Consider the following 24,142-nt stretch of genomic DNA (forward strand, 5'->3'; position numbering starts at 1 on the left):
CCCTTCGGGCAGCGCTTGTTGGCTCTTTCTACTGCGTTATCGCCTGTTTATGTAGAATAACTACACTACGCAGGCTCTGCCTTGTATAAAGAACCAACAAACTGCTGCAAAAACAATCTCGAAAGATCAACAGACCCTAGAACTTCTTAATCAATAGTTTCCCTGAATTTTTTCCCTTTTTCCCCTTGCTAATACCCTTATTGGAAATGATTGATATTAATTAATATCAATCATTTCCAATCAAACTATCTGTAAAATCGCACATATTTGGCATTTATTTGTTATTTTTTTGATTATCTGCGTAATTTTATTGTCATATGTGCTTTACTTTATATTGACTCATTTTTGTCGCGTGGTGACATTGCTGAGTAAATTAATCTTTGTTGGTTTAACTGCCTGTTAGATAACAAATTTAATGGAAGTTTTGGTGGTTTTTTAGATTAGAAATATGGCAGAAAGTGTGCCTGAACAATTTGTAAAAATGACTAATCAATAATTTTTTGCACATAACTAAAAACTATAAAAAAAGCGAAAGGATCTATTTTGAACACAGGGAGCGTGGATCACGGTGCATTAAAGTGTTGTGATATTTTGTTACAACTTAATGGCATTAAACTAGTGCCGATTGAGTTTGATGTGAGTTATACAAAATTAACTCAATACCTAAAGCAACTTTCAAAGCAATATGGGTTGAGCCTTAAGCAATCGAAAATTAAATGGAACAAGTTGCAAGCTGACAACTTACCTTTAACTTTTGAGACTCTTGATGGTGAGCACATTGTGTTGGCCAAAATGGATGCAGAAAAGGCTCTAATTCAAAAGGTAGATAAAGGCGCACCAGAAATCATCAGTATTGATGAGCTTGAGGCACTTTGGTCAAATCGGGTCATTATTGTTCCAGAAAACAAGCTTAGATTTGATGTTAGCTGGTTTATTCCTGAGTTCGTCCGGTTCAAAGGACTACTGGGGGAAGTATTAATCTTATCCCTATTTTTACAGCTACTTGCGTTGATATTACCGCTATTTTTCCAGGTGGTGATGGATAAAGTCTTAGTACATAACGCACTATCAACATTAGATGTGTTAGTGATTGTTTTATTGGTGGTTGGAGTTTTCGAGTTCGTAACCAAAGGTTTGCGTGAATACCTGTTTGTACATACCACCAATCGTATTGATATCCGCCTTGGTCTGAATCTTTTTACCCATCTTTTCCGTTTGCCTCTCGCATATTTTAAAAGTCGTCAAGTCGGCGTTATTGTTTCTCGTGTCAACGAACTAGATAGTATTAGAACCTTGCTTACGGGGGCGGCATTAACACTGTTGGTTGATGTGAGTTTTGCCTTTGTGTTTATTGCGGTGATGTATTATTTGTCGTCAACACTGACATTAATTGTACTCGCCGTGTTGCCACTATATTTTTTACTAGCATGGTCAACGGCAAGCGCACTTGAAAAAAGAATAGAGCAGCAGTTCCAATGCGGCGCTCAAAATACCGCTTTTTTGACAGAAACCATTCATGGCAGTGAAACAGTAAAAAGTTTGGCGATAGAGCCTTCTTTTCAACGTAGATGGGAAGAGCAAACAGAGCAAGTGGTAAGCGCCAACTTTTCCACTCAAACCTTACAAAATGGCGTTAATCAATGCGTTAATCTGTTGCAACGGGTCACTGGCGTATTGGTTATTTGGTTAGGCGCGAATATGGTGATTAACCTTGAAATGACCATTGGTCAGTTAATTGCCTTTAATATGATGGTGAGCCATATCAACCAACCAATGGCGAAGTTAGTCGAGCTTTGGCAACAGTTTGTGCAAACCCGTGTGGCGGTTGATAAGCTAGGGGATGTGTTAAATCTACCCACTGAAGTGAATGACGGCGACCTTGTTCCAACCGCTAAGCTCCATGGCCAACTAAACTTCTCTCAAGTCAACTTTCGTTACCAACCCGACTTATCGTTAGTATTAGAAAATATTTCTTTATACATTTCAGCAGGTGAAAATATTGGAATTGTTGGGCCTTCTGGCTCAGGAAAAAGTACTTTTACACGTTTAATTCAAAAACTCTATTTAGCTGAATCGGGCACCGTTTTTATTGACGGCATACCGATTAACCAACTCTCTGCTCAATATTTGCGTAGCCAGATTGGTGTTGTTCTACAAGAAAACTACCTTTTCAATCTCAGTGTTCGAGAGAATATCGCCATTAAATACCCAGCATGCCCATTTGCGCAAGTGGTAGAAGCGGCAAAGCTTGCTGGTGCACATGATTTTATTTTAAAGCTATCAATGGGTTACGACACGATATTAGCAGAAGGAGGAAGCTCATTATCGGGCGGACAAAAACAACGTATCGCCATTGCTCGGGCATTATTAGGTTCGCCTTCTATCATCATTTTTGATGAAGCGACTAGCGCTTTAGATGATGAAACACAACAAATTGTGTTGAACAATATGGCGGATATTGCAGCTAAACGGACCGTTATTACAATCGCGCATCGACTATCGACGGTGAAACGATGTGATCGCATTTTATTTCTAGATGCGGGTCATATCGTCGAACAGGGAACACATCAACAACTACTAACCGCTGATGGTCGCTATGCCAATTTATGGCACCTGCAAAGTGAAGTGCGTGAGGAATCTAAAACGTGAAACATTTAAAAACAATATTTAAAGCTTTAGTCGATCAAAAACAAGATGACAAAAGTCCAAAGCGTCAACGTGATGAGTATGAGTTTTTACCTGCGCATTTAGATGTTATTGAGAAACCACCGGCTCCCAAAGCGAGGGTGACTGCATTAATTCTGACGGTTTTTTTAATAGTGGTATTAATTTGGTCTATTTTGGGACGACTAGATATTCATGCCAGTGCACAAGGGCGATTAATGGTGTCGAGTCATTCAAAAATCATTCAACCGTTAGAGCAGGGCGAAGTTGCACATATTAATGTAAAAGATGGCCAACGCGTTAAAAAAGGGGAAGTATTAATTGAGTTTAATGTGGTGGATGTAAATGCAGAAATCGAGCGTTTATCACAGCAAATGTTGCATGCGCAATTAGAGTACGCAAGACTGACTGCTTTATTGACTTCTGAGCCCGAAATTAATTTTATTGCGCCCGCAACAGCCTCACAAATGCAAATTCAAAAGAGTAAAGCGCATCTACAAAGCGAAGTCGCTGAGACACATGCCGCGCTTGAGCAGTTAAAAGCGGAACAGAAAATTAACCTTGCACAAAAAACGGCCAATAGTAAAGATATCGCCTCACTACAAAAATTAAAAAACAATATCCTGTTGCGACTTAAAGCGAACCAAAAATTGGCAGAAAAAAAAGCGATATCGCGAGTTGCGTTATTAGAGCAAGAAAAAGAGTTACTTGAGATTAATCGCACCATCAATGGGCTGTCTGCACAGTTGAGTATTTTGGTCGCGCAAAACAACAGTATCGAAGAGCAGATTGGCAGCTTGTTAGCACAAAAAAAACGCGAGTATTACCAAGAGCTTAATCAGCTTGAAATTAATTTAACGCAAATCCAGCAAGAATTAATTAAGTCACAGGAACGTTTACGCCGCCAAACACTGCGCTCTCCAGTAGATGGCATTGTGCAGCAATTGAGTATTCACACATTAGGTGGTGTGGTTACGCCGGCGCAAGCATTAATGGTCGTGGTGCCTGCACAGGCCTACCTTGAGGCTGAAGTAAGGGTACTGAATAAAGATATCGGTTTTGTACTGGCAGGGCAAGGTGTTGAAATCAAAGTCGATAGCTTTCCGTTTACCAAATACGGCACTATTAATGGTGAAGTGTTATATATCTCACAAGATGCTGTTGAAGATGAACAATTAGGCTTGGTCTTTCCCGCACGAGTAAAATTAGCGCGCAGTGATATATTAGTGGACGATGCTTTAATTGCACTCGGTGCGGGAATGAGTGTGGTCGCCGAGATTAAAACCGGTAATCGTCGTGTGATTGAATATTTGCTTAGCCCGTTGCAGCAATACCAATCTGAAGCACTGCGGGAGCGATAATCATGACCACTGAGAGAATGGTCACCGACCACGGAATCTTAGCTTTAGTGCTGGCTGCTGAGCATTTTGATAAATCAGCGTCTGCGCGTAGTTTAGAACATAAATTGGGTTTAAAAGAAGGTAGAGCGAGTGAATTAGATTTATGTCGCTGCGCTGCTTGGGTTGGCATTAAAACACGTATTGAAACCGTTAAATTAGACCGGTTAGAGCATTTGCCCATGCCCGCACTGACTAAAATAAACGGTGACTATTGTGTGATGCTTGCCAGTGCAGGCGATAAAGTCACACTGCAGCATCCTGTTAGTAAAGAAACCATCACCTTAACTAAAACAGAGTGGAGCCAACGCACAGGGCAACATATTATTTTATTGGCTGAAAACGCGGTGACTACAAAACAGCTCGAATTTGGTTTTTCATGGTTTATCCCTTCACTACTGAAGCATATAAAACAAGCCAAAAGTGTTTTACTGGTATCACTGTTTATTCAGCTCGTGGCCTTGGTAACACCCCTGTTGTTTGAAAATGTCATCGATAACGTATTAGTCAGCCGCAGTTTATCTAGCCTACAGGTACTGGCTATCGCCATGATGGCGCTGGCATTATTTGAACCTATTTTTTCTTATCTGCGTGGTTGGTTATTTTCTAATTTAGCGGGGAAATTAACCGCAGAGCTTAACAGTCGCCTGTATCGTCACCTACTTTCCCTGCCCATGTCTTTCTTTAACCAACGACAAACGGGGCAAATTACCGCCCGAGTGCGCGAGATGGATAAAATAAGGCAGTTTCTATCAGGCTCTGCATTGAGCATGTTGCTCGACCTGCTGTTTATCTTTGTTTTTATCGCCGTTTTATTTGCCTATGCACCTAAACTCACCTGGCTAGTGTTGGGGTCATTATTGCTTTATTTCCTGTTTTGGCTTGCCGTGGGACCGACACTGCGCGCGCGTGTAAATACCCATTTTGAAAGCAGTGCAGATAATAGCGCCTTTTTGAATCAAGCGATAACTGGGGTTGAAACGATTAAAACCAGCGCCGTTGAACCAATTTTTATTAAACAGTGGCAAACCAATTTAGCGATACAACTTAAAGCAGGGTTTAAAGCACGTAGTACCAGCATTTTGGCGCAACAGGGCATTAGCCTGATTCAAAAAATCACCGCTGCATTATTACTTTGGTGGGGCGTGAAATTAGTCTTAACGGGGGACTTAACGGCCGGACAGTTAGTGGCCTTTAATATGTTAGCCGGACAAGTAACGCAACCGATTTTACGTTTAGCGCAAGTGTGGCAAGACTTTCAGCATACACTGATTTCACTCAGTCGTATCGGCGATATTTTATCTGAACCAAGCGAAGCGGGGGCAGAGGGTCTCGCTTCGAATCCAGAGGTACAGGGGGCGATCAGCTTTAAGCGAGTACGTTTTCGTTATCAAAGTGATGCGCCCGAGGTAATAAGCAATCTTAGTTTTGATATTCAGCCCGGTGAGTTTATCGGTATTACCGGAAGCTCTGGCTCGGGTAAAAGTACCGTCACTAAACTACTGCAACGCCTTTACAGCCCTAATACCGGAGAGGTGACTATCGATGGGTTGGATTTAGCGATAGCAGACCCTGTTGAACTGCGAAGAAGTATGAGCATCGTTTTACAGGAGAGTCATCTTTTTTCTGGCACGGTCTCTGACAATATTCGCCAATGCTGCCCACAAGCCAGTGATGAGCAAGTAATCAATGCTGCCAAACTCTCAGGCGCAGACCAATTTATTGAACAGCTTGCGCAAGGTTATAACACACAAATTGGCGAGCGAGGTGGCAGTTTATCGGGTGGGCAGAAACAGCGTTTAGCCCTAGCGCGCGCCTTAATAACCAACCCGAAAATACTGATCTTAGATGAAGCCACCAGTGCCCTGGATTACGACTCAGAAGCTGCCATTATCAGCCGCTTACCGGAAATTACAAAGGGGCGTACGGTGATTAGCATCGCCCATCGTCTCAATACCATCCGCCGTTGCGATCGGATTTTTGTGATAGAAAACGGACAGATAAGCGAGTCGGGTTGTCATCAGGATTTGCTTGAGAGAAAAGAGAAATACGCAAGGTTATGGGCGAGTCAGGTGGGGTAACCACTTTAGCTAAATTGAGTTAACTAATAATAAATAGGGAAAGATTAAATGTTTAAAGAATATGAAAAAATTAAGTATCGAGATCCAATATGCTCATCTGTTAATAACAAATACCAATTCTTTACTTTAGGAGGAATTATGTTATGTGGTTGTTAATTATTGGAATGTATTCGGCTTTTGTCTTTGTTGTTATCGGTTTATTTAAATTTTTGAGCCGGCTATTTACAAATAAGGCAATAAAAAACGCTGTTATTTTATTAGGAGTATTGACCGCAATTAGCCCGATTTTATTTTTGTATATCAGAGATTCTATTATTGCCAAACAGCTGAGTGAATATTGTGACAATAATGAAGGGATCGTGGTTGTTGCGGATATTGGCGAACAATTGGTTGAATTTAATTCCAAGACGGATACAGGGCAAAGCCGAGATCTTTGGAGGACTTTACTGAGTCACCCAGAAAAAAGTTTAATAATAAATGTTACACACAGTAAGTTAACTAAAAAAACCGGGCGTTATATTTTTACCGCTATGCCGATTAACTCACCCGAATGTGTTGATTATGATAACTATATTGAAAATCAATGGCCAAAATCGAAGGTGGGGATTAAAAAAGAGTTTGCTGAATTCTCAGACTTCTGTATTGGCATTTCTGAGTACGACTCTACAGATAATGTTATTCAGCTTGAATATAAAACCGAGTCTTTTCCGATTAGCAAAAATCCTTTTTATTCTTTTAGAGAAGAAAAAGCATCACTTGTTGATAAAATCAGTGGGAGGGAATTTGCTTTTTCGAAAAAAATTTACGTGCATAGATACTTTAGATTGTTTGAATATGGCTCCTTATTTGATTTCTCCACTTCATGTTCAGGCAGAAATTCACATTCTAAATATTTATTACTATCAGAACTTTATAAGTAAAAGGATTTTATTATGACATATATAACAACCAATGATGTAGAAAATGTCAGTGATTATGCTTTGTTAGCAAATGCAGTTTATAAAGATTCGGTAGTAAATGGTTCATCATTTACTACCGAATCTTTAACTGTAGATGAACCTTCATCGGATGGAACTAAGCGAAGTTATTTTTCTGCTGAGTTGGCCGAAGAGTTAGGTGGAAAATACACATATGTTGACTCAATGAATGACCCATTTTCTGATTTTCAAGCTATTTTGTTACAAGAAGATGGAACTAATAAATTTGTAATTGCTATTAGAGGGACAGAGCCTTCACTTCTTGACGCTATTGCTGACGCTCAAATAAATACAGAGGGAGTTGCTTTTGACCAAGTTGTATCGATGAAACTATTTATCGATAGAATTAAGGAAGATTTACCTGAAAATGCAGTGCTTGATGTCACTGGACATTCTTTAGGGGGGCATTTAGCAACCATTTTAATGGGCATGGAGCCAGAGTTAATCAATGAAATTTACACGTGGAATGGTGTCGGCGTTATAGATACTCCACTCGGTGCATTAAATAGACTTTTAGAAGATCTGGAGAATACCTTCGGTGAAGGGGATAAATCCGATGCGGCTCAATATATTGTCGATAATTATGCGCAAATCATATCTGATTTACAATCAAGTACGACACAAAATCGCATCACCAACTATGTTGTTGGTGGCGATGTGGTTAGTGAAATCGGTACGAATTACAGCAGTAGTGGTGAAACTTTTATCTATACAGAAACAGAGAATGAAGGTCCTGACGATTCTCATTCGATCAATTCAATTACTGATGCATTGCTCCTGCAGGAGTTAATTGCAAACATCGATGCTTCTATTGTTTATACCGATATGGTTTCGATCATTAAAGCTGCGTCTAACCAGTTAGAGGGAAGCCTAGAAAGTACACTTAAAACAATATCAGCTCTGTTTGGTACAACTTATTCTGGTGGGATTGTTATTGATGACAATACAGATGACAGATATGAGTATCAAGCTGCTATCTTAGAGCTACAAGTACCAATTAATTCATTTACAGGATTGAAAATAGTCGATGTCGCTAGTTTAGTCAGCGCAGCTGAATTAGATACAACCGATGGCTACGCCTACCGTTATGCGCTTACCACCCTGAGTACTTTTGCTATTACTGGTGATGAAAATTTATACGACACCCATAATGAAAATGGGAAACTAGATGCTGAAAACTTCTCCGAAAACTATCTCAATGATCGAGCAGAGCTACTAGCATACATCATAGAACGCAACCTCAATGACAGTCCCGATTATTACGCGTTTGAATCAGATGAAAATCGATTATATCGCGATTTAAAAACAGACACGACGCTTGTTACTTACAATGCAGATGGTTATCAATCTGATGATACAGCAGCAAGGACGACATTTGGTACTGGTACTGAAGGTGCTGATACTACACTACTTGATGGTGGTGCTAAAGATGATCACCTATACGGTGCCGGCGGCAATGACATCATTCATGGCAATGCGGGGGATGACATAATCGAAGGCAACGCCGACCACGACACTTTGTATGGCGAAGCAGGTCAAGACTACCTTTATGGTGGTAAAGGCAATGACCACCTTCATGGTGGGGCAGACCTTGATTTTCTTTTTGGTGGTAAAGGTGACGATACCTATTATTTCAACACGGGTGATGGCCAAGACTTAGTGATGGATTATGCCGGTAACAACAAATTGATGATTAATGGTGATCCAATTACTAATATCACCCAAGTTGCGAATGATTTCAGTATTTATGAAGACGAAAATAAAAACCGATATGTGTTAACTGAGGGGACTCTTGTTATTAGCTTACTCAGCGGTGAGGCACTGACCATAGATGACTTTGACAAAACTACCAATAACTTCGGACTGACTCTAAATGATGCTATAGCAGAAGAGCTCCCTAACAATTCTGGCGATGAATATATCGTTGGTGATGGTACTTATATTGATAGCAATGGTGATGAACAAGTCCTTGATAATTTATATGAAGAGCGCAATGCCGATGCAGAGCAGGCCTTTGTTAATGATAAATCGATTATTTACGACCAAGCATTAGCAGAAGAAATGAACTTAGGAACAATGCATCTTTTCTCTGGTGGTAACCTCGGAGATCAATTAACAGGTGGCGATTTTACTGATCAACTTCACGGTTATGGAGGTGATGATTACCTATCTGGAGGTGGGGCAGTTGATTTTTTAGTAGGTAATCTTGGAGATGACAAGCTATTAGGTGGTGAAGGGGGGGACTTTTTAGCTGGAAACGAGCTTTGGATATATGATGAAAATGGTCTAATTAGAAGTAACTATGTTGCAGAAGATGTTTCAAGTCGTGATTATCTCGATGGGGGCAACGGAAACGATATGATCAATGGAGATGAAGGTGACGATATTATATTGGGTGGTGCTGGTGATGATGAAATAGGGGGGGGTGCTGGCGCCGATAGTATTGAAGGCGGGGCTGATAACGATATTATATACGGTGATAGTAGATGGCAAGTATTTTATGTAGAGGGCACTACGTACGCCGCCTATAGAGATTATATGAATGCCGCTGATGGTTTGGTTAATTATAATGATGTAATAAATGGTGGAGCTGGTGACGATCATATATTGGGTGAAATAGGTGATGACCTGATTTATGGTGGAGTCGGTTCGGATTGGATCATGGGAGATCGAAATTGGTTAGATAACATTTATATTTTCGATGGAGTCATTAATCCAGATTACATTTCGCTTGATGCTACATTACATGGTGATGACATTATATACGGTGGCGATGGAGACGATCTCTTATCTGGAAACGCTGGTAATGATGTTATTTATGGTGGAAATGACGATGATGGAATTTGGGGAGATGAGACGAATCTTCCTGGTGAATACCACGGCAACGATACTTTATCCGGAGGCACCGGAGAAGATTATATTGTTGGAGGCGGAGGCGATGACACTATTGATGGTGGTGCCGAAAATGACGATATACGAGGAGATAATATAGAACTTGCAGGGGAATATCACGGCAACGATATTTTATTGGGTGGTGAAGGTAATGACCAACTCATTGGTGGTGGTGGAGAGGATGTCATCGATGGTGGCACTGATAATGATATTATATGGGGGGATGATCCAAGACTTGATGGTAAATACCACGGCAACGATAATATATTGGGAGGCGCTGGTGATGATCAGCTTATCGGAGGCGGTGGTGATGACATTATTGATGGCGGTGCCGATAATGACCTGATATTAGGTGATGCAGATACTCTTGGTGGCGCATATCATGGTAATGATACCTTGTCTGGTGGTGCTGGTAATGATGAAATCCGTGGCGGTGGTGGAGATGATGTTATAAACGGTAGCTTCGGTGATGACCTGATTTGGGGAGATAGAACTGCTCTTGATAGTACCTATCATGGCAAAGATACTCTCTCTGGTGGCGCCGGTGAAGACCAAATCATAGCTGGCAGTGGCGATGACATTATTAATGGTGGTACAGATAATGACAGTCTGTACGGTGAAGCTGGTAATGATACTTATATTTATTCGCTCGGTGACGGGAATGACTATATAGAAGATACTGAAGGGGATAATACCTTAACACTTGATTTTAATTTGTCAGATATTTCATCATATAGAAAATATGAGACGTATGGCGTAATTCATATAAGCAATGGCGAAAGTATAAGGTTTTCTTTAGCATCTATATCAACCTTTAATATTATTTTTTCAGATGGCTCTCCTCTAGCAATTAATGATTTAGACCAAATATCCTATCTGAGTGAAAGTTTTACAGAAATTACTACGGGTGCTGGAAATGATTCTGTATCAGGTAGTGTCTCGGACGATACCATTATCACAGGTAGTGGCGATGACACTTTGCGCGGCTATGCGGGTAACGATAACTTATCGGGAGGTACAGGAGAAGACTACATTGTAGGTGGTGAAGGTGGAGATGTTATTTCTGGCGATGCCGATAATGACAAAATCTGGGGCGATAGTTCAAGTGTAGATGGCGCCTCTCACGGCAGCGATAACTTATCTGGTGGCACGGGTGATGACTACATTGTAGGAGGTGGTGCTGATGACACTATTGATGGTGGCGCCGACAATGACAAGATATGGGGCGATAGTTCCAGTATTGATGATGCCTACCACGGTAACGATAACATCTTAGGTGGCGCTGGTAATGACGAAATCTACGGAGGCGGTGGAGATGATGTAATTGATGGTGGTGCCGACAATGACAAGATATGGGGCGATAGTTCAAATGTTGATGGTGCCTACCATGGAAAAGATACCTTATCTGGTGGCACAGGGGAAGACTACATTGTAGGAGGCGGTGCTGATGATGTTATTACTGGTGGGGCCGATAATGATCAAATATGGGGTGATAGTTCAAGTCTTGATAGTGTCTATCACGGCAACGATAACTTATCGGGTGGCGCCGGTGATGACATTATCCAAGGACAAGGTGGCGATGATGTTATTGATGGTGGTGCAGGCGATGATTTGCTCAGTGGTGGAGCTGGAAATGACCAAATAAATGGCGGTCTTGGTTTTAATCTAATTGGTATTGATGATAATGATGGTCATGACATTATAAATGTAACTGCTGGTGGCTCTGACAGTATTTTGTTTGGTGAAGGGGTAACAGAAGATCGTTTAACGTTTAGCCAAGAGGGTGATGATCTGTTAATTAAAATTGATGAAGGCAGTTCACAAAGTGTTGTGGTTGTTGATCACTTTAAAGCGACTGAATTTGCTTTGAATTATGTTCAATTTAGCGGTGGCTCAATGATCTTGGCCTCAACAATTAATGACATCATTTCTGGCGATTCATCAGGGGGTGATTTTGATTCGGTTGTTGAAGGTGATGACCTCGATAACAGTTTGCAGGGGGATAATAACGATAACTTAATTAAAGGTCATGGTGGTAACGATACTCTGGACGGCGGGAATGGTAACGATACGCTTCAAGGTGGCGCGGGCACTGACTATTTAGAGGGCGGCACTGGTGACGACATATTAAGTGGAGGAAGTGGTTCCAATGATTCACTTAGTGGTGATGAAGGTAATGATATTTATCTATTTAGCGCTGGAGATGGGCATACTACTATCTTAAATAATGACACAAGTACAGGTTACGATGTCTTGCGCTTTGATGACAGTGTCGTTGTGTCTGATGTCACGGCGATACGCTATTTTGATTATTTATTACTAACCTTGGCGAGTACCGGTGAGTTTATTACGGTAGACGACCACTTCACCAACAGCAGTTATGCACTTAATGCGGTTGAGTTTGCTGATGGAACCGTGTGGGATGAAAATAAACTTAAAACGTTAGTGCTAGACCCGACCGAAGGCGATGACTACATCATAGGTTACGAAAGCGATGATCTGCTTAATGGTTTAGGTGGAGATGATTACCTGAGAGGCGGAGATGGGGACGATACACTGCAAGGTGGGGCGGGTAGTGATGAGATATTCGGTGATGATGGTAATGACATCTTGAGCGCAGGCAGTGGTGATGGTGATTTTCTGGTGGGGGGGGATGGTAATGATATTTATCTGTTTAGCACCAGCGAGGGCGATACCACTATCGAAAATGTTAGTTACGATACAGATTACGATGTTTTGCATTTTGATGACAGTGTCGTTGTATCTGATGTCATTGCGACACGCTCAATAGATCATTTACTACTGACTTTAGCAAGTACCGGTAAAGTTATTACGGTGCGGAACCACTTTTCCAGTAGCAATCATGCGCTTAATGCGGTTGAGTTTGCAGATGGAACCGTGTGGAATGAAGATAAGTTAAAAATGCAAGCACTAGTACCGACCGAAGGCGATGACTACATTATAGGTTACGAAAGCGATGACCTGCTTAATGGTTTAGGCGGAGATGATTACCTGCAAGGCGGAGATGGAAACGATACGATACAAGGTGGCGCGGGTAGTGACTATTTATCCGGCGGTTCTGGTAACGACATCTTAAGCGGAGGCAGTGGTGGAGATGATTCTCTGAGAGGGGAGGATGGTAATGATATTTACCTGTTTAGCGCCGGTGAGGGTAATACCAATATATGGAATAATGACAACTTGGGTGAAGATAGTCATGATGTTTTGCGTTTTGATGACAGTGTGCTTGCGTCAGATGTTACCAGGTTACGCTCAGGAAATGATTTATTACTGACTTTGACGAGTACGGGTGAAGTTATTACCGTGCTATCCCATTTTGAATCTAGCAGTTATGCGCTTAATGCGGTTGAGTTTGCTGATGGAACTAAATGGGATACAGTCCTGTTTAATATAGAGCAGGTAGCTACTGAAGGTGATGATACCATTTACGGCGATGCAAGCGATGATGTGATTAATGGTTTAGGTGGTAACGATAGGCTATTTGGTTCTGAAGGTGACGATATTATTTCCGGTGATGCGGGTGACGATAGATTATCCGGAGATGCAGGTAATGATTCACTTCAAGGTGGTGAGGGTATTGATTACATAGCTGGTGGAAATGGCAACGATATACTTTCTGGAGATGCGGGTGATGACAGTATATATGGTAGCTACGGCAACGATATACTACAAGGTGGTTCTGGTAATGATGTTTTAGAAGGTGGTAACGGTGACGATATCTTAAGTGGTGGCACTGGAAGCGATCTATTTGGTAAAAGTGATATCCTTTCAGGTAATGAGGGTAATGATATTTATCTGTTCAGTGCTGGGGATGGGGATACCATGATAAATAATTTTGATGGTTCTGATCGTGCAGGTGCTACTTATGATGTATTACGCTTTGATAGCAGTGTGCTCGCTTCTGATGTCACTGTGAGTAAAGGCAGTAGATCTGGATTCCCATATTTATATACACATGATAACTTGATGCTGACAGTAGAAAGCACGGGTGAAGTTATTACCGCTATATACCACTTTTATGCCAGTAGCTATATGCTTGATGCGATTGAATTTGCTGATGGTACTGTGTGGGATATTGCGACTATCGCAGCTAAGGCAGCGGGCGTGGAAATTATTAATAAGAGCATCGTTGAAGACGGTAAATTAATTATTTCTTTTGCTGAAATACTGGCCAATGCGACTGGCGAAAACTTAACCATTGATTCGGTAAGTAATGCGCTGAATGGTGTGGTTACTATTAATCAACTAACCAGTGAGGTTGAATTTACACCAGATGCTGATTTCAACGGTACGGCTAGTTTTGACTATCTGCTTAGCGATGGTGAAAAAACGATTCCATTCTTTGTAGCTATTGCTGTTACCCCTGAAAATCATACGCCTGTGGTTACACCGGATCTGTTTGATGCAGTCGAAGATCAACCTTTGGTAATGACATTTGCATCATTACTCGTTAATGACAGCGATATCGATGCAGACACGTTTAATATTGTCTCAGTGGCGGATGCCGTTAATGGTGATGTCAGTATCGATCTTGTCGCTGAAACTATTACCTTTACACCAGACAGTGATTTCAACGGTGTGGCGAGCTTTAACTACAGCGTCAGTGATGGCACTGAAACGGTGACAGCAGGTGTTACCTTAAATGTCGCGGCGGTAAATGATGTGCCGGTGGTTAATCCGGATCTGTTTGCTGCAGTCGAAGATCAACCTGTGGTCATGACATTTGCATCATTACTCGCTAATGACAGCGATATCGATGCGGATCTGTTTAATATCGTCTCAGTGGCGGATGCCGTTAATGGTGATGTCACTATCGATCTTGTCGCTGAAACCATTACTTTTACACCCGACAGTGATTTCAACGGTGTGGCGAGCTTTAACTACAGCGTCAGTGATGGCATAGATACCGTGATCGCAGGCGTTACTTTGAATGTCTCGGCGGTAAATGATGCGCCGGTGGTTAATCCGGATCTGTTTGCTGCAGTCGAAGATCAACCTTTGGTCATGACATTTGCATCATTACTCGCTAATGACAGCGATATCGATGCGGATCTGTTTAATATCGTCTCAGTGGCGGATGCCGTTAATGGTGATGTCACTATTGATATGGTCGCTGAAACTATTACCTTTACACCAGACAGTGATTTCAGCGGGGTCGCCAGCTTTAATTACAGTGTCAGTGATGGCATAGAGACCGTGATCGCAGGCGTTACTTTGAATGTCTCGGCGGTAAATGATGCGCCGGTGGTTAATGTGGGGCTCTTTGAACTAAGTTTGGATGCAGATGCGCCGTTGCATTTCGTTATCCCAGATGATGCTTTTAGTGATGTAGATGGCGATCAACTTAAATACACCGCGCTCCTGAGTGATGGTTCTCCTTTGCCGGATTGGTTAACATTTGATGGAAAAATTTTCTCTGGTGTACCGTCGGATGGTGATGCAGGTGTTTATGATCTTAGTGTTGTCGCTAACGATGGAGAAAAGTCGGTGAATGCTAACTTTAAACTTACCGTGGATGATAACGGTGGGTTAGATTCTGTGTTTGAAGGTGATGGTCTAGATAACACACTGCTGGGGGATAATAACGCTAACTTAATCAAAGGTTATGGTGGTAACGATACCCTGAGAAGCAATGGTGGCAATGACACGTTGCAAGGTGGTGGTGGTAACGATCTGCTTTATGGCGGATCTAATAATGATATCCTGAATGGCGGTAAAGGTGTTGATTTATTAATTGGTGGTTCTGGTGATGATAACCTTTCAGGAGGAAATGACGACGATACTCTCAAGGGGGGATCTGGAGATGACAAACTTAAAGGGGGAGGAGGTGAAGATCTGTTGTTTGGTGGTGCTGGTGATGATGCATTATTTGGTAACGCTGGGAATGATCGTCTCAAGGCAGGAGTTGGTAATGACATACTGAAAGGCAACCGGGGTAATGATTATCTAGTTGGAGGTAAGGGTAACGATCGCTATAAATTTTCCATCGGTGATGGTCAGGATACGATTAATAACTTCTCTAACATTGCCGATGAAACGGATCAGTTAATACTGGGAACGGGCATTGTTAAAGATGATTTGTGGTTCACCCGTAGCGGTGAAGATCTGGTTATCGACTTATCGGGTTCAGTCGATCAAGTTACAGTTGATAACTGGTTTGTTAGTGATGCGCATCAGGTGGATGAAATTCACGTTAGTGATGCGGTGCTATTAAGCTCTAATGTCGATGCGTTGATTTCAGCTATGTCAGGATTTGATAACCCGGCAGTCGGTAATATGGATATACCACAGCAAGTAAAAGATGAGATAGCACCGGTAATTGTAGCTGCTTGGCAGTTGAGTTAGTTTTTATTATTTTAATAACTTAAGTTTTGGGGTTCATTTTCAGCACTTTTATGAGAGTGTAAATCAAACTGTGTAAATGCCAGTTAGATATGGGGAGCTAATTGCTCCTCAAATTCGATTATAAAGCGATTCAAAACAGGTTGTTATGGATAGTTATCCTCTACCAGTGCCTCTTGGCGTAAAGTAAAGCTATCCATTTGCATGACTTCAGTAAAATAATTCATAACTATTTGATTTATTTTTGCCATGATAGTCGTTTTATCCTCGCCACTTAATTCTACTACATCACTTAATGCTCCTGAGATTAATACGTTGAATAGGCCCCATTACTTGCTTGCTAAATTCAGGCTGCACATACTTTCTCCGCCTCCGTTGCGTACATCACTTATGCGTTATGCACCAGATTCATGCGTGGCAAAGAGTAACAAGCAAAATCTGAATCCCGAAACTTGAGTTAGATAACCACAAAGCCTTGCGCTTCGAGCATTTTTATTAAAGAGATTAACGGTAATCCGATTAAGCTGTTCGGATCTTTGCCTTCAAGGCTTTCAAACAGCGCAATACCGTAACCTTCACTTTTGAAACTGCCGGCACAATTAAACGGCTGCTCTTTATTGAGGTAATTCTCAATCATCGCATCGCTTAACGCTCTAAATTGTACAGAAAAGGGTTCAACCAAAGACTGTACATTCCCTGTTTTACTATTAACTAATGCCAAACCTGTGTAGAAAGTTATTTTTTTACCACTGGCGGCTTTTAACTGCTCAAAAGCATTGGCGAAATTACCCGGTTTACCAAGAATTTTTCCGTCATTAACACAGACCTGATCAGAGCCTATTAGCAACGCATTATCATAAGCAGGAGCGAGGGCTTGTGCTTTAGCGATTGCCAGCCGTTCAACCAGTTGAACGGCTGTTTCGCCAGCGAGCGGTGTTTCATCAACGTTGGGCTTACCTGTCACAAACTGTAAATGTAGTTTTTCCAATAGTTGTTTTCTAAAAGGGGAGGTGGACGCTAAAACAAGCTGTTGAGGCATAATAAACTCTGTGGTTATTGAATAATAAGTTTATTTTATGGTTTGAAAAATAATAAAGCGATAATTTACTAAAAATTATTTTATTGCCGATGACCATAGCTACTTTTATAAGCGAAGAAATTTAAGAAAAAAAACGCTTTTTCTTTGACTATCCGGATAGCAATCTATATTATTCGCCGCCATGCAAAACGTTAAATTGCCGATTAACGTTGATCCTGTTCGTGCTGCGCAAAAGCAATTGGAATTAGATGCGATAATTCCAAAACAGCTTTTGAACAGATTAGCAGAATCAACAATCAGTGTTCAGTCTGATATCAAGACTGTTTTCTCGTTTGATATTGATAAGCAGAAGCTGAGAATATTTCATGGGAAAGCCAGTGTTGCAGTAGAGCTTATTTGTCAACGGTGCAATGAGCCTATGATTTATCAGTGCGAAGCTGAATTTACATACTGTCCTGTTCATAACCAGGAACAGGAAAATAATTTACCCGACGCCTATGAAGCCATTTATTATGATGAAAATGGTGAGGTGAATCTTCATCAGATTGTAGAAGACGAACTTATAGTGACGCTTCCGCAAATTGCAAAACACGCAATTGAAGATTGCCAGCAAAGTGAGTTTGAACTTACTTTCGGTGAGATTGATGATGAAGAAGAACAGCGTCCCAACCCATTTGATGCTCTAGCAATTTTAAAGCACAAGTAACTAGCAGGAATTTTTACCATGGCTGTACAAAAAAGTCGTAAAACTCGTTCAAAACGCGGCATGCGTCGTTCACATGATGCACTAAGCGCTCCAGCACAGCTTTCTGTTGATGCAACTTCTGGTGAAACTCACCGTCGTCATCACGTTACTGCTGATGGATTCTATAAAGGCAAAAAAGTAATCGATCTGTAAGCAATTACATTGTGTAAACTGACGATTGCAATTGATGCAATGGGGGGCGATCTCGGCCCCCATATTCCCGTTTTAGCCGCTTCAAAATCACTCCAATCATACCCTGATTTAACTATCATCATTGTGGGCAACCGCAGTCAGATACTTCCTTTATTAAAAAAATACCATTTGTTAGATCATCCGCGCTTGTCTTTTATTCATGCTGATAATGTTATTGCTATGGACGTGAATCCTGTTTATGCACTGCGCCATACCTCAGATTCATCTATGCATATCGCCCTTAATCTGGTCGCAAAGGGGAAGGCAGACGCCTGCGTAAGTGCCGGTAATACCGGTGCTTTGATGTTATTAGCCAAGCAGGCATTAAAAACACTGCCCGGCATCTCCCGCCCGGCACTCATCTCATCATTGCCGAATATGCGCTTAGGGCATACCTATATGCTTGATTTAGGTGCCAATTTACAATGCGATAGCCACACGTTATTTAATTTTGCTATTATGGGCAGCGTGCTCTGTGAAAAGGTCGACCAGATTGATTCACCCGGTGTTTCTATATTAAATGTCGGTAAAGAAGAGAATAAAGGCAATGACGTGATCCAGCGTGCAGCTGAATTATTAAAACAAACTAAACATATCAATTATATCGGGTTTACCGAAGCCAATGAGTTATTTACCTGTCAGTCGAATATTATCGTTACAGATGGTTTTAGTGGTAATATTGCGCTGAAAAGCTGTGAAGGTATGGGACGTGTATTCAGTGAACAGTTGGATAAAGCGATCAATTCAAGTTTATACAGCAAATTACTTGGTAAATTATTAAGACCTGTATTAAAAAAGCAATTAAAACATTTGCATCCGGATATGTATAATGGCGCAAGTTTAATTGGATTACGCGGTATTGTTGTAAAAAGTCATGGCAGTGCAAATGAAACTGCATTTACCTACGCCATCGAGCATGCCATCAAAGAGATTCAATGGCAGATTCCTGCAAGTATTTCGAAAAAGTTAGAAACTGTATTATCAGAGCGAGATTGTTTATTACATGAATAGCAAAATTATAGGTACTGGTAGTTATCTACCAACCGCAGTGCGTACGAACGATGATTTGGAAAAAATGGTCGATACAAGTGATGAGTGGATAACAGCACGTACAGGTATCAAAGAACGCCGCATTGCCAGCGAACAAGACACAATTGCTCATATGGGCACTCAAGCGGGGCTGAAAGCGCTGCAGGCCGCAAATTTATCAGCGCAGGACTTGGATCTTATTATTGTTGCTACAACCAGTAATCATAATGCATTTCCTTCTGCTGCCTGTGAAGTACAAAATTTATTAGGTATTTATGATATACCTGCCTTTGATATTTCCGCTGCCTGTGCCGGTTTTACCTATGCATTAAGCGTTGCCGATAACTTTATTAAAACCGGCAGTGCAAAAAATGTGCTGGTGATCGGTGCGGATAGCCTGGCCGGCACTTGTGATCCAACGGATCGTTCCACTATTATTTTATTTGGTGACGGTGCCGGAGCTGCAGTATTAAGCGCCACTGAAGATCAAGGTATTTTGTCAACCCACATTAATGCCGATGGCCGTTTTGGGGAATTGTTAAAATTACCTAATACTATCCGCGGTAATGAGTCTTCAGCTCATGATGCTTACATGTCTATGGCTGGTAATGAAGTGTTTAAGGTTGCGGTGACTAAGTTGAGTCAATTGGTTGTTGATACTCTTAATGCTAATAATATTGAAAAAGACAAATTAGACTGGTTGGTACCTCATCAGGCCAATAAAAGAATTATTAGTGCGACAGCAAAAAAACTGGGCATGTCATTGGATCAGGTTATTTTAACCCTTGAGAAACATGGTAATACTTCTGCCGCATCTGTACCGCTAGCCCTGGATGAAGGAGTACGCTCCGGAAGAATCAAATCCGGCCAGTTGGTCTTGCTAGAAGCATTCGGCGGTGGATTTACCTGGGGCTCTGCTCTGGTACGTATGTAATACCAATTCTACTAATTATCTACTCATTTATGCTGGTTTAAATGAATGCTAGCTAGACTAAAACTACGTTTTAGTCTTTGTTATTGATTTTGTAATTAGAAAAACTAGTTACTGCAATCAATGCCTTGCTTTCATCCATTTTTCCTGCGCCTAAATAGGTCATCTAATTAATAGAATTGGTACGAACCAATAAAGATTAATAATTATCAGGAAATATAAAATATGACAAACTTTACATTTGCTTTCCCCGGCCAAGGCTCTCAAAGTGTCGGCATGCTGGCGGAGCTTGCACAGTCTTATCCGGTGGTGCTGGAAACCTTTCAACAGGCAAGTGACGTACTGGGTTACGATCTTTGGCAGCTTGTCCAGCAGGGACCTGCAGAAACATTAAACCAGACAGATAAAACGCAACCTGCTTTATTAACAGCTTCGGTAGCGCTTTGGCGGATCTGGGCCGAAAACAATGGTCCGAAACCTGCGGTTATTGCCGGGCATAGTCTGGGTGAGTACTCAGCACTGGTCTGCGCTGGCGTGATTGCCTTTAAAGATGCGGTTAAATTAGTAGAGTTACGCGGACAGCTGATGCAGCAGGCCGTTCCTGCAGGCACCGGTGCTATGTCTGCCATTATCGGTTTGGACAACGATAAAATTGCTGAGTGCTGCTTACAGGCCGCAGAGGGACAAGTTGTCTCTCCGGTTAACTTTAACTCTCCGGGACAGGTTGTTATTGCCGGTAATAAAGAAGCCGTTGAGCGTGCCGGTCTGTTATTAAAAGAAGCTGGCGCAAAACGTGTTCTGCCTTTACCGGTAAGTGTACCTTCACATTGTGCATTGATGAAACCTGCTGCTGAAAAACTGGCCGTTGCATTACAATCTATTACTTTTAACACGCCTGAAATTGCGGTGATTAATAACGTTGATGTGGTTGCCGAAACGGACGCTGAAAAAATTAAAGATGCCCTTGTCCGTCAACTATTCTGCCCGGTACGCTGGACTGAAATTGTGGAAAAAATGGCTGCTGACGGTATCACATTACAAGTTGAGGCCGGTCCCGGTAAAGTATTAAGCGGTTTAGTCCGTCGTATTGATAAAGCTTTCACGGCACAGGCAATTAATGATAACGCGACACTGGAAAGTGCATTAAGCGCAGTTAAAGGAGAATAATAATGAGCATGCAGGATAAAATAGTATTAGTAACCGGCGCCAGTCGTGGTATCGGCCGTGCAATAGCAGAGCATTTTGTTGCATTAGGCGCAACTGTTCTGGGCACCGCAACCAGTGAAAATGGTGCCAATGCGATCAGTGCTTACCTCGGTGATGCAGGAAAAGGTTTTGTACTGAATGTGACCGATAACGATTCAATCTCTTCACTTTTTGATGACATTAAAAAACAATACGGCGCAGTGGACGTCTTAGTTAATAATGCCGGTATTACCCGTGATAATTTATTAATGCGCATGAAAGATGATGAATGGAATGACATTATCGAAACCAACCTGACGCCGATTTTTAAAATGAGTAAAGCCGCATTGCGTCCGATGATGAAAAAACGTCAGGGCCGTATTATTAATGTCGGTTCCGTTGTCGGCACTATGGGTAACGCGGGTCAGGCAAATTATGCTGCTGCTAAAGCGGGCGTGATTGGTTTTACTAAATCATTGGCGCGTGAGGTTGCCAGCCGCGGTATTACTGTTAATACCGTTGCACCTGGTTTTATTGAAACAGATATGACTAAAGCACTGACCGATGAACAGCGTGCTTCGACCCTGTCAGCAGTGCCAGCCGGTCGTCTTGGCGATCCGAAAGAGATTGCTGCAACTGTTGCATTTTTAGCCTCTGAAGGCGCTGCTTATATTAACGGTGAAACGATTCATGTCAATGGCGGCATGTATATGGTCTGATTTTGACCATAAATTTAGATATAAAGTTAAAAAACAATGGGAATTTAATTAAATATTGATTAATATCCTAAAAAATAAATTTGAACTAGTGATACACTATTTTTAATTAATTAAACGTAATAGCATAAACTATTACTAATAACGCATTTGCGTAATACACAAAGGAAATAAAATATGAGCAATATCGAAGAACGCGTAAGAAACATCATCGTTGAACAACTTGGTGTTCAACTAGACGAAGTTAAAAACGAAGCTTCTTTCGTTGACGATCTAGGTGCAGATTCTTTAGATACCGTTGAGCTTGTAATGGCTCTTGAAGAAGAGTTCGATACGGAAATCCCTGATGAAGAAGCTGAGAAAATTACAACTGTTCAATCGGCTATCGATTACGTTGTTAACAACAGCTAATTATTATTTCTAAATAATAAAACATTCCAAAAGGCGGTCAGAAGACCGCCTTTTGTATTTATTAGAGTCTATTAAGACAATTGTACTAACTAAATCAGCACCTGAATTTACGAATTTTTGGATGAGTATTTATTTAGTCTAATTTATAGGTATTAGGAGAAGTTGTAATGTCAAAGCGAAGAGTCGTTATTACCGGTTTGGGAATGATCACCCCGGTAGGCAACACGGTTGAGCAGTCTTGGGAAAATGTTAAATCAGGTCAAAGTGGAATTTCAAATATTGAGCATTTTGATACCGAGCTGTTTTCCACAAAGTTTGCAGGTTTGATTAAAGATTTTAATGTTGAAGAATACATGCCGCGTAAAGAGGCACGTAAAATGGATCTGTTTATTCAATATGGTGTTGCGGCTGCTGAGCAGGCATTTCAGGATTCAGGTATTGTTGTCACAGAAGAAAATGCAGAGCGCATTGGTGTTTCTATCGGTTCCGGTATTGGCGGCTTAGGCTTAATTGAACAAAACAAAGACAGTTTTACTAAAAGTGGCCCGCGTAAAATAAGTCCGTTTTTTGTACCTTCAACTATCATCAATATGATTTCGGGACATGTATCAATTAATAAAGGTCTGAAAGGCCCTAATATTGCCGTGACAACTGCATGTACAACGGGTACCCACAGTATTGGCCTGGGCGCGCGTATGATCCAGTACGGAGAAGCTGATATCATGTTGGTTGGCGGGGCAGAAAAAGCGTCAACAGAACTGGGTATGGGCGGTTTCGGTGCAGCACGTGCTTTATCAACCCGCAATGATTCTCCGCAAACGGCAAGCCGTCCCTGGGATAAAGATCGTGATGGTTTTGTGCTTGGCGATGGTGCCGGGGTGTTGGTTTTAGAAGAGTATGAACATGCCAAAGCACGTGGCGCGAAAATTTATGCTGAATTTGTTGGTTTTGGTATGAGTGGCGATGCTTACCACATGACGTCACCACCTGCTGATGGTGCCGGTGCGGCCGCGTCGATGAAAAATGCCATTAAAGATGCAAAAATTGAAGCTAAAGAAATTCAGTATATTAATGCGCACGGCACCTCTACACCAGCCGGTGATATAGCTGAAACTCAGGCGGTGAAAACTATTTGGGGAGATGCAGCTAAAGATGTGATGATGAGTTCAACAAAATCGATGACCGGGCATTTATTAGGGGCTGCGGGCGCGATTGAAGCTATCTTCAGCGTCCTGGCATTAAAAGATCAGGTTGCTCCGCCAACCATTAATCTGGAAAACCCGAGTGAAGGCTGTGATTTAGATTATGTAACGGATGGTCAGGCCCGTCCTGCTGACCTTGAGTATGTATTGTCAAACTCATTTGGTTTCGGTGGTACAAATGGTTCGTTGATCTTTAAACGTATCTAGTCTGCTCAAATCAAGTTAAAATAACAACCCGATTTTAAGATCGGGTTTTTTTTAGCTTATACCTGTCTAAAATCAACCTTGTTCTCATTCATTTTTACGGCACAATATTGG

14 protein-coding genes are annotated in these 24,142 nt (G+C 41.5%); 13 read left to right on the plus strand and 1 reads right to left on the minus strand.

Annotated features, from left to right (window positions below; genetic code table 11):
- The first annotated feature begins 543 nt into the window (after positions 1-543).
- The 5 genes from ABZA00_RS02720 to ABZA00_RS02740 all read left to right on the plus strand — a co-directional run bounded on the left by ABZA00_RS02720 (position 544) and on the right by ABZA00_RS02740 (position 16,377).
- Positions 544-2,649, plus strand: a complete 2,106-nt coding sequence (locus ABZA00_RS02720; RefSeq protein WP_372880610.1) for a peptidase domain-containing ABC transporter — start codon at positions 544-546, stop codon at positions 2,647-2,649.
- Positions 2,646-4,025 (plus strand): HlyD family type I secretion periplasmic adaptor subunit, encoded by a 1,380-nt coding sequence (locus ABZA00_RS02725; protein WP_372880611.1) that lies wholly within the window; start codon positions 2,646-2,648, stop codon positions 4,023-4,025. The genes ABZA00_RS02720 and ABZA00_RS02725 overlap by 4 nt, the downstream gene beginning before the upstream one ends.
- A gap of 2 nt (positions 4,026-4,027) precedes the next feature.
- A complete protein-coding gene (locus tag ABZA00_RS02730) occupies positions 4,028-6,142 on the plus strand; it encodes a type I secretion system permease/ATPase (RefSeq protein ID WP_372880612.1) in 2,115 nt (704 codons plus the stop codon).
- Between the two features lie 143 nt (positions 6,143-6,285).
- Positions 6,286-7,062 carry a hypothetical protein gene (locus ABZA00_RS02735; RefSeq protein WP_372880613.1) on the plus strand — a complete coding sequence of 259 codons (777 nt, stop codon included), beginning with the start codon at positions 6,286-6,288 and terminating at the stop codon, positions 7,060-7,062.
- Positions 7,063-7,074: 12 nt separating this feature from the next.
- Positions 7,075-16,377, plus strand: a complete 9,303-nt coding sequence (locus ABZA00_RS02740) for a tandem-95 repeat protein (RefSeq protein WP_372880614.1) — start codon at positions 7,075-7,077, stop codon at positions 16,375-16,377.
- Between the two features lie 454 nt (positions 16,378-16,831).
- Here the strand turns inward: ABZA00_RS02740 and ABZA00_RS02745 are convergent, their stop codons facing one another.
- Positions 16,832-17,413 (minus strand): nucleoside triphosphate pyrophosphatase, encoded by a 582-nt coding sequence (locus ABZA00_RS02745; protein ID WP_372880615.1) that lies wholly within the window; start codon positions 17,411-17,413, stop codon positions 16,832-16,834.
- 181 nt (positions 17,414-17,594) lie between these two features.
- Between ABZA00_RS02745 and yceD the strand changes: the two genes are divergently transcribed.
- The 8 genes from yceD (at position 17,595) to fabF (ending at position 24,031) form a co-directional block, all read left to right on the plus strand.
- Positions 17,595-18,119: a 23S rRNA accumulation protein YceD gene (gene yceD / locus ABZA00_RS02750; RefSeq protein WP_372880616.1), complete on the plus strand. Its 525-nt coding sequence runs from the start codon at positions 17,595-17,597 to the stop codon at positions 18,117-18,119.
- An 18-nt stretch (positions 18,120-18,137) separates the two neighbouring features.
- On the plus strand, positions 18,138-18,311 hold the full coding sequence (gene rpmF / locus ABZA00_RS02755) for a 50S ribosomal protein L32 (RefSeq protein ID WP_372880617.1): 174 nt from the start codon (positions 18,138-18,140) through the stop codon (positions 18,309-18,311).
- A gap of 9 nt (positions 18,312-18,320) precedes the next feature.
- Complete coding sequence (gene plsX, locus ABZA00_RS02760) at positions 18,321-19,361, plus strand: phosphate acyltransferase PlsX (RefSeq protein WP_372880618.1); 1,041 nt, start codon at positions 18,321-18,323, stop codon at positions 19,359-19,361.
- Positions 19,354-20,313, plus strand: coding sequence for a beta-ketoacyl-ACP synthase III (locus tag ABZA00_RS02765; RefSeq protein WP_372880619.1), 960 nt, complete (start codon positions 19,354-19,356; stop codon positions 20,311-20,313). Before plsX ends, ABZA00_RS02765 begins: the two co-directional genes overlap by 8 nt.
- Before the next feature lie 222 nt (positions 20,314-20,535).
- Positions 20,536-21,477 carry an ACP S-malonyltransferase gene (fabD, locus tag ABZA00_RS02770; RefSeq protein ID WP_372880620.1) on the plus strand — a complete coding sequence of 314 codons (942 nt, stop codon included), beginning with the start codon at positions 20,536-20,538 and terminating at the stop codon, positions 21,475-21,477.
- Positions 21,478-21,479: 2 nt separating this feature from the next.
- Positions 21,480-22,214 carry a 3-oxoacyl-ACP reductase FabG gene (gene fabG, locus ABZA00_RS02775; protein WP_372880621.1) on the plus strand — a complete coding sequence of 245 codons (735 nt, stop codon included), beginning with the start codon at positions 21,480-21,482 and terminating at the stop codon, positions 22,212-22,214.
- A gap of 174 nt (positions 22,215-22,388) precedes the next feature.
- Entirely contained in the window at positions 22,389-22,622 is a 234-nt protein-coding gene (gene acpP / locus ABZA00_RS02780) for an acyl carrier protein (protein ID WP_372880622.1), read from the plus strand.
- A 167-nt stretch (positions 22,623-22,789) separates the two neighbouring features.
- On the plus strand, positions 22,790-24,031 hold the full coding sequence (fabF, locus tag ABZA00_RS02785) for a beta-ketoacyl-ACP synthase II (RefSeq protein WP_372880623.1): 1,242 nt from the start codon (positions 22,790-22,792) through the stop codon (positions 24,029-24,031).
- Positions 24,032-24,142: the final 111 nt, after the last annotated feature.

The organism is Psychromonas sp. (assembly GCF_041586535.1).
Classification (GTDB): domain Bacteria; phylum Pseudomonadota; class Gammaproteobacteria; order Enterobacterales; family Psychromonadaceae; genus Psychromonas.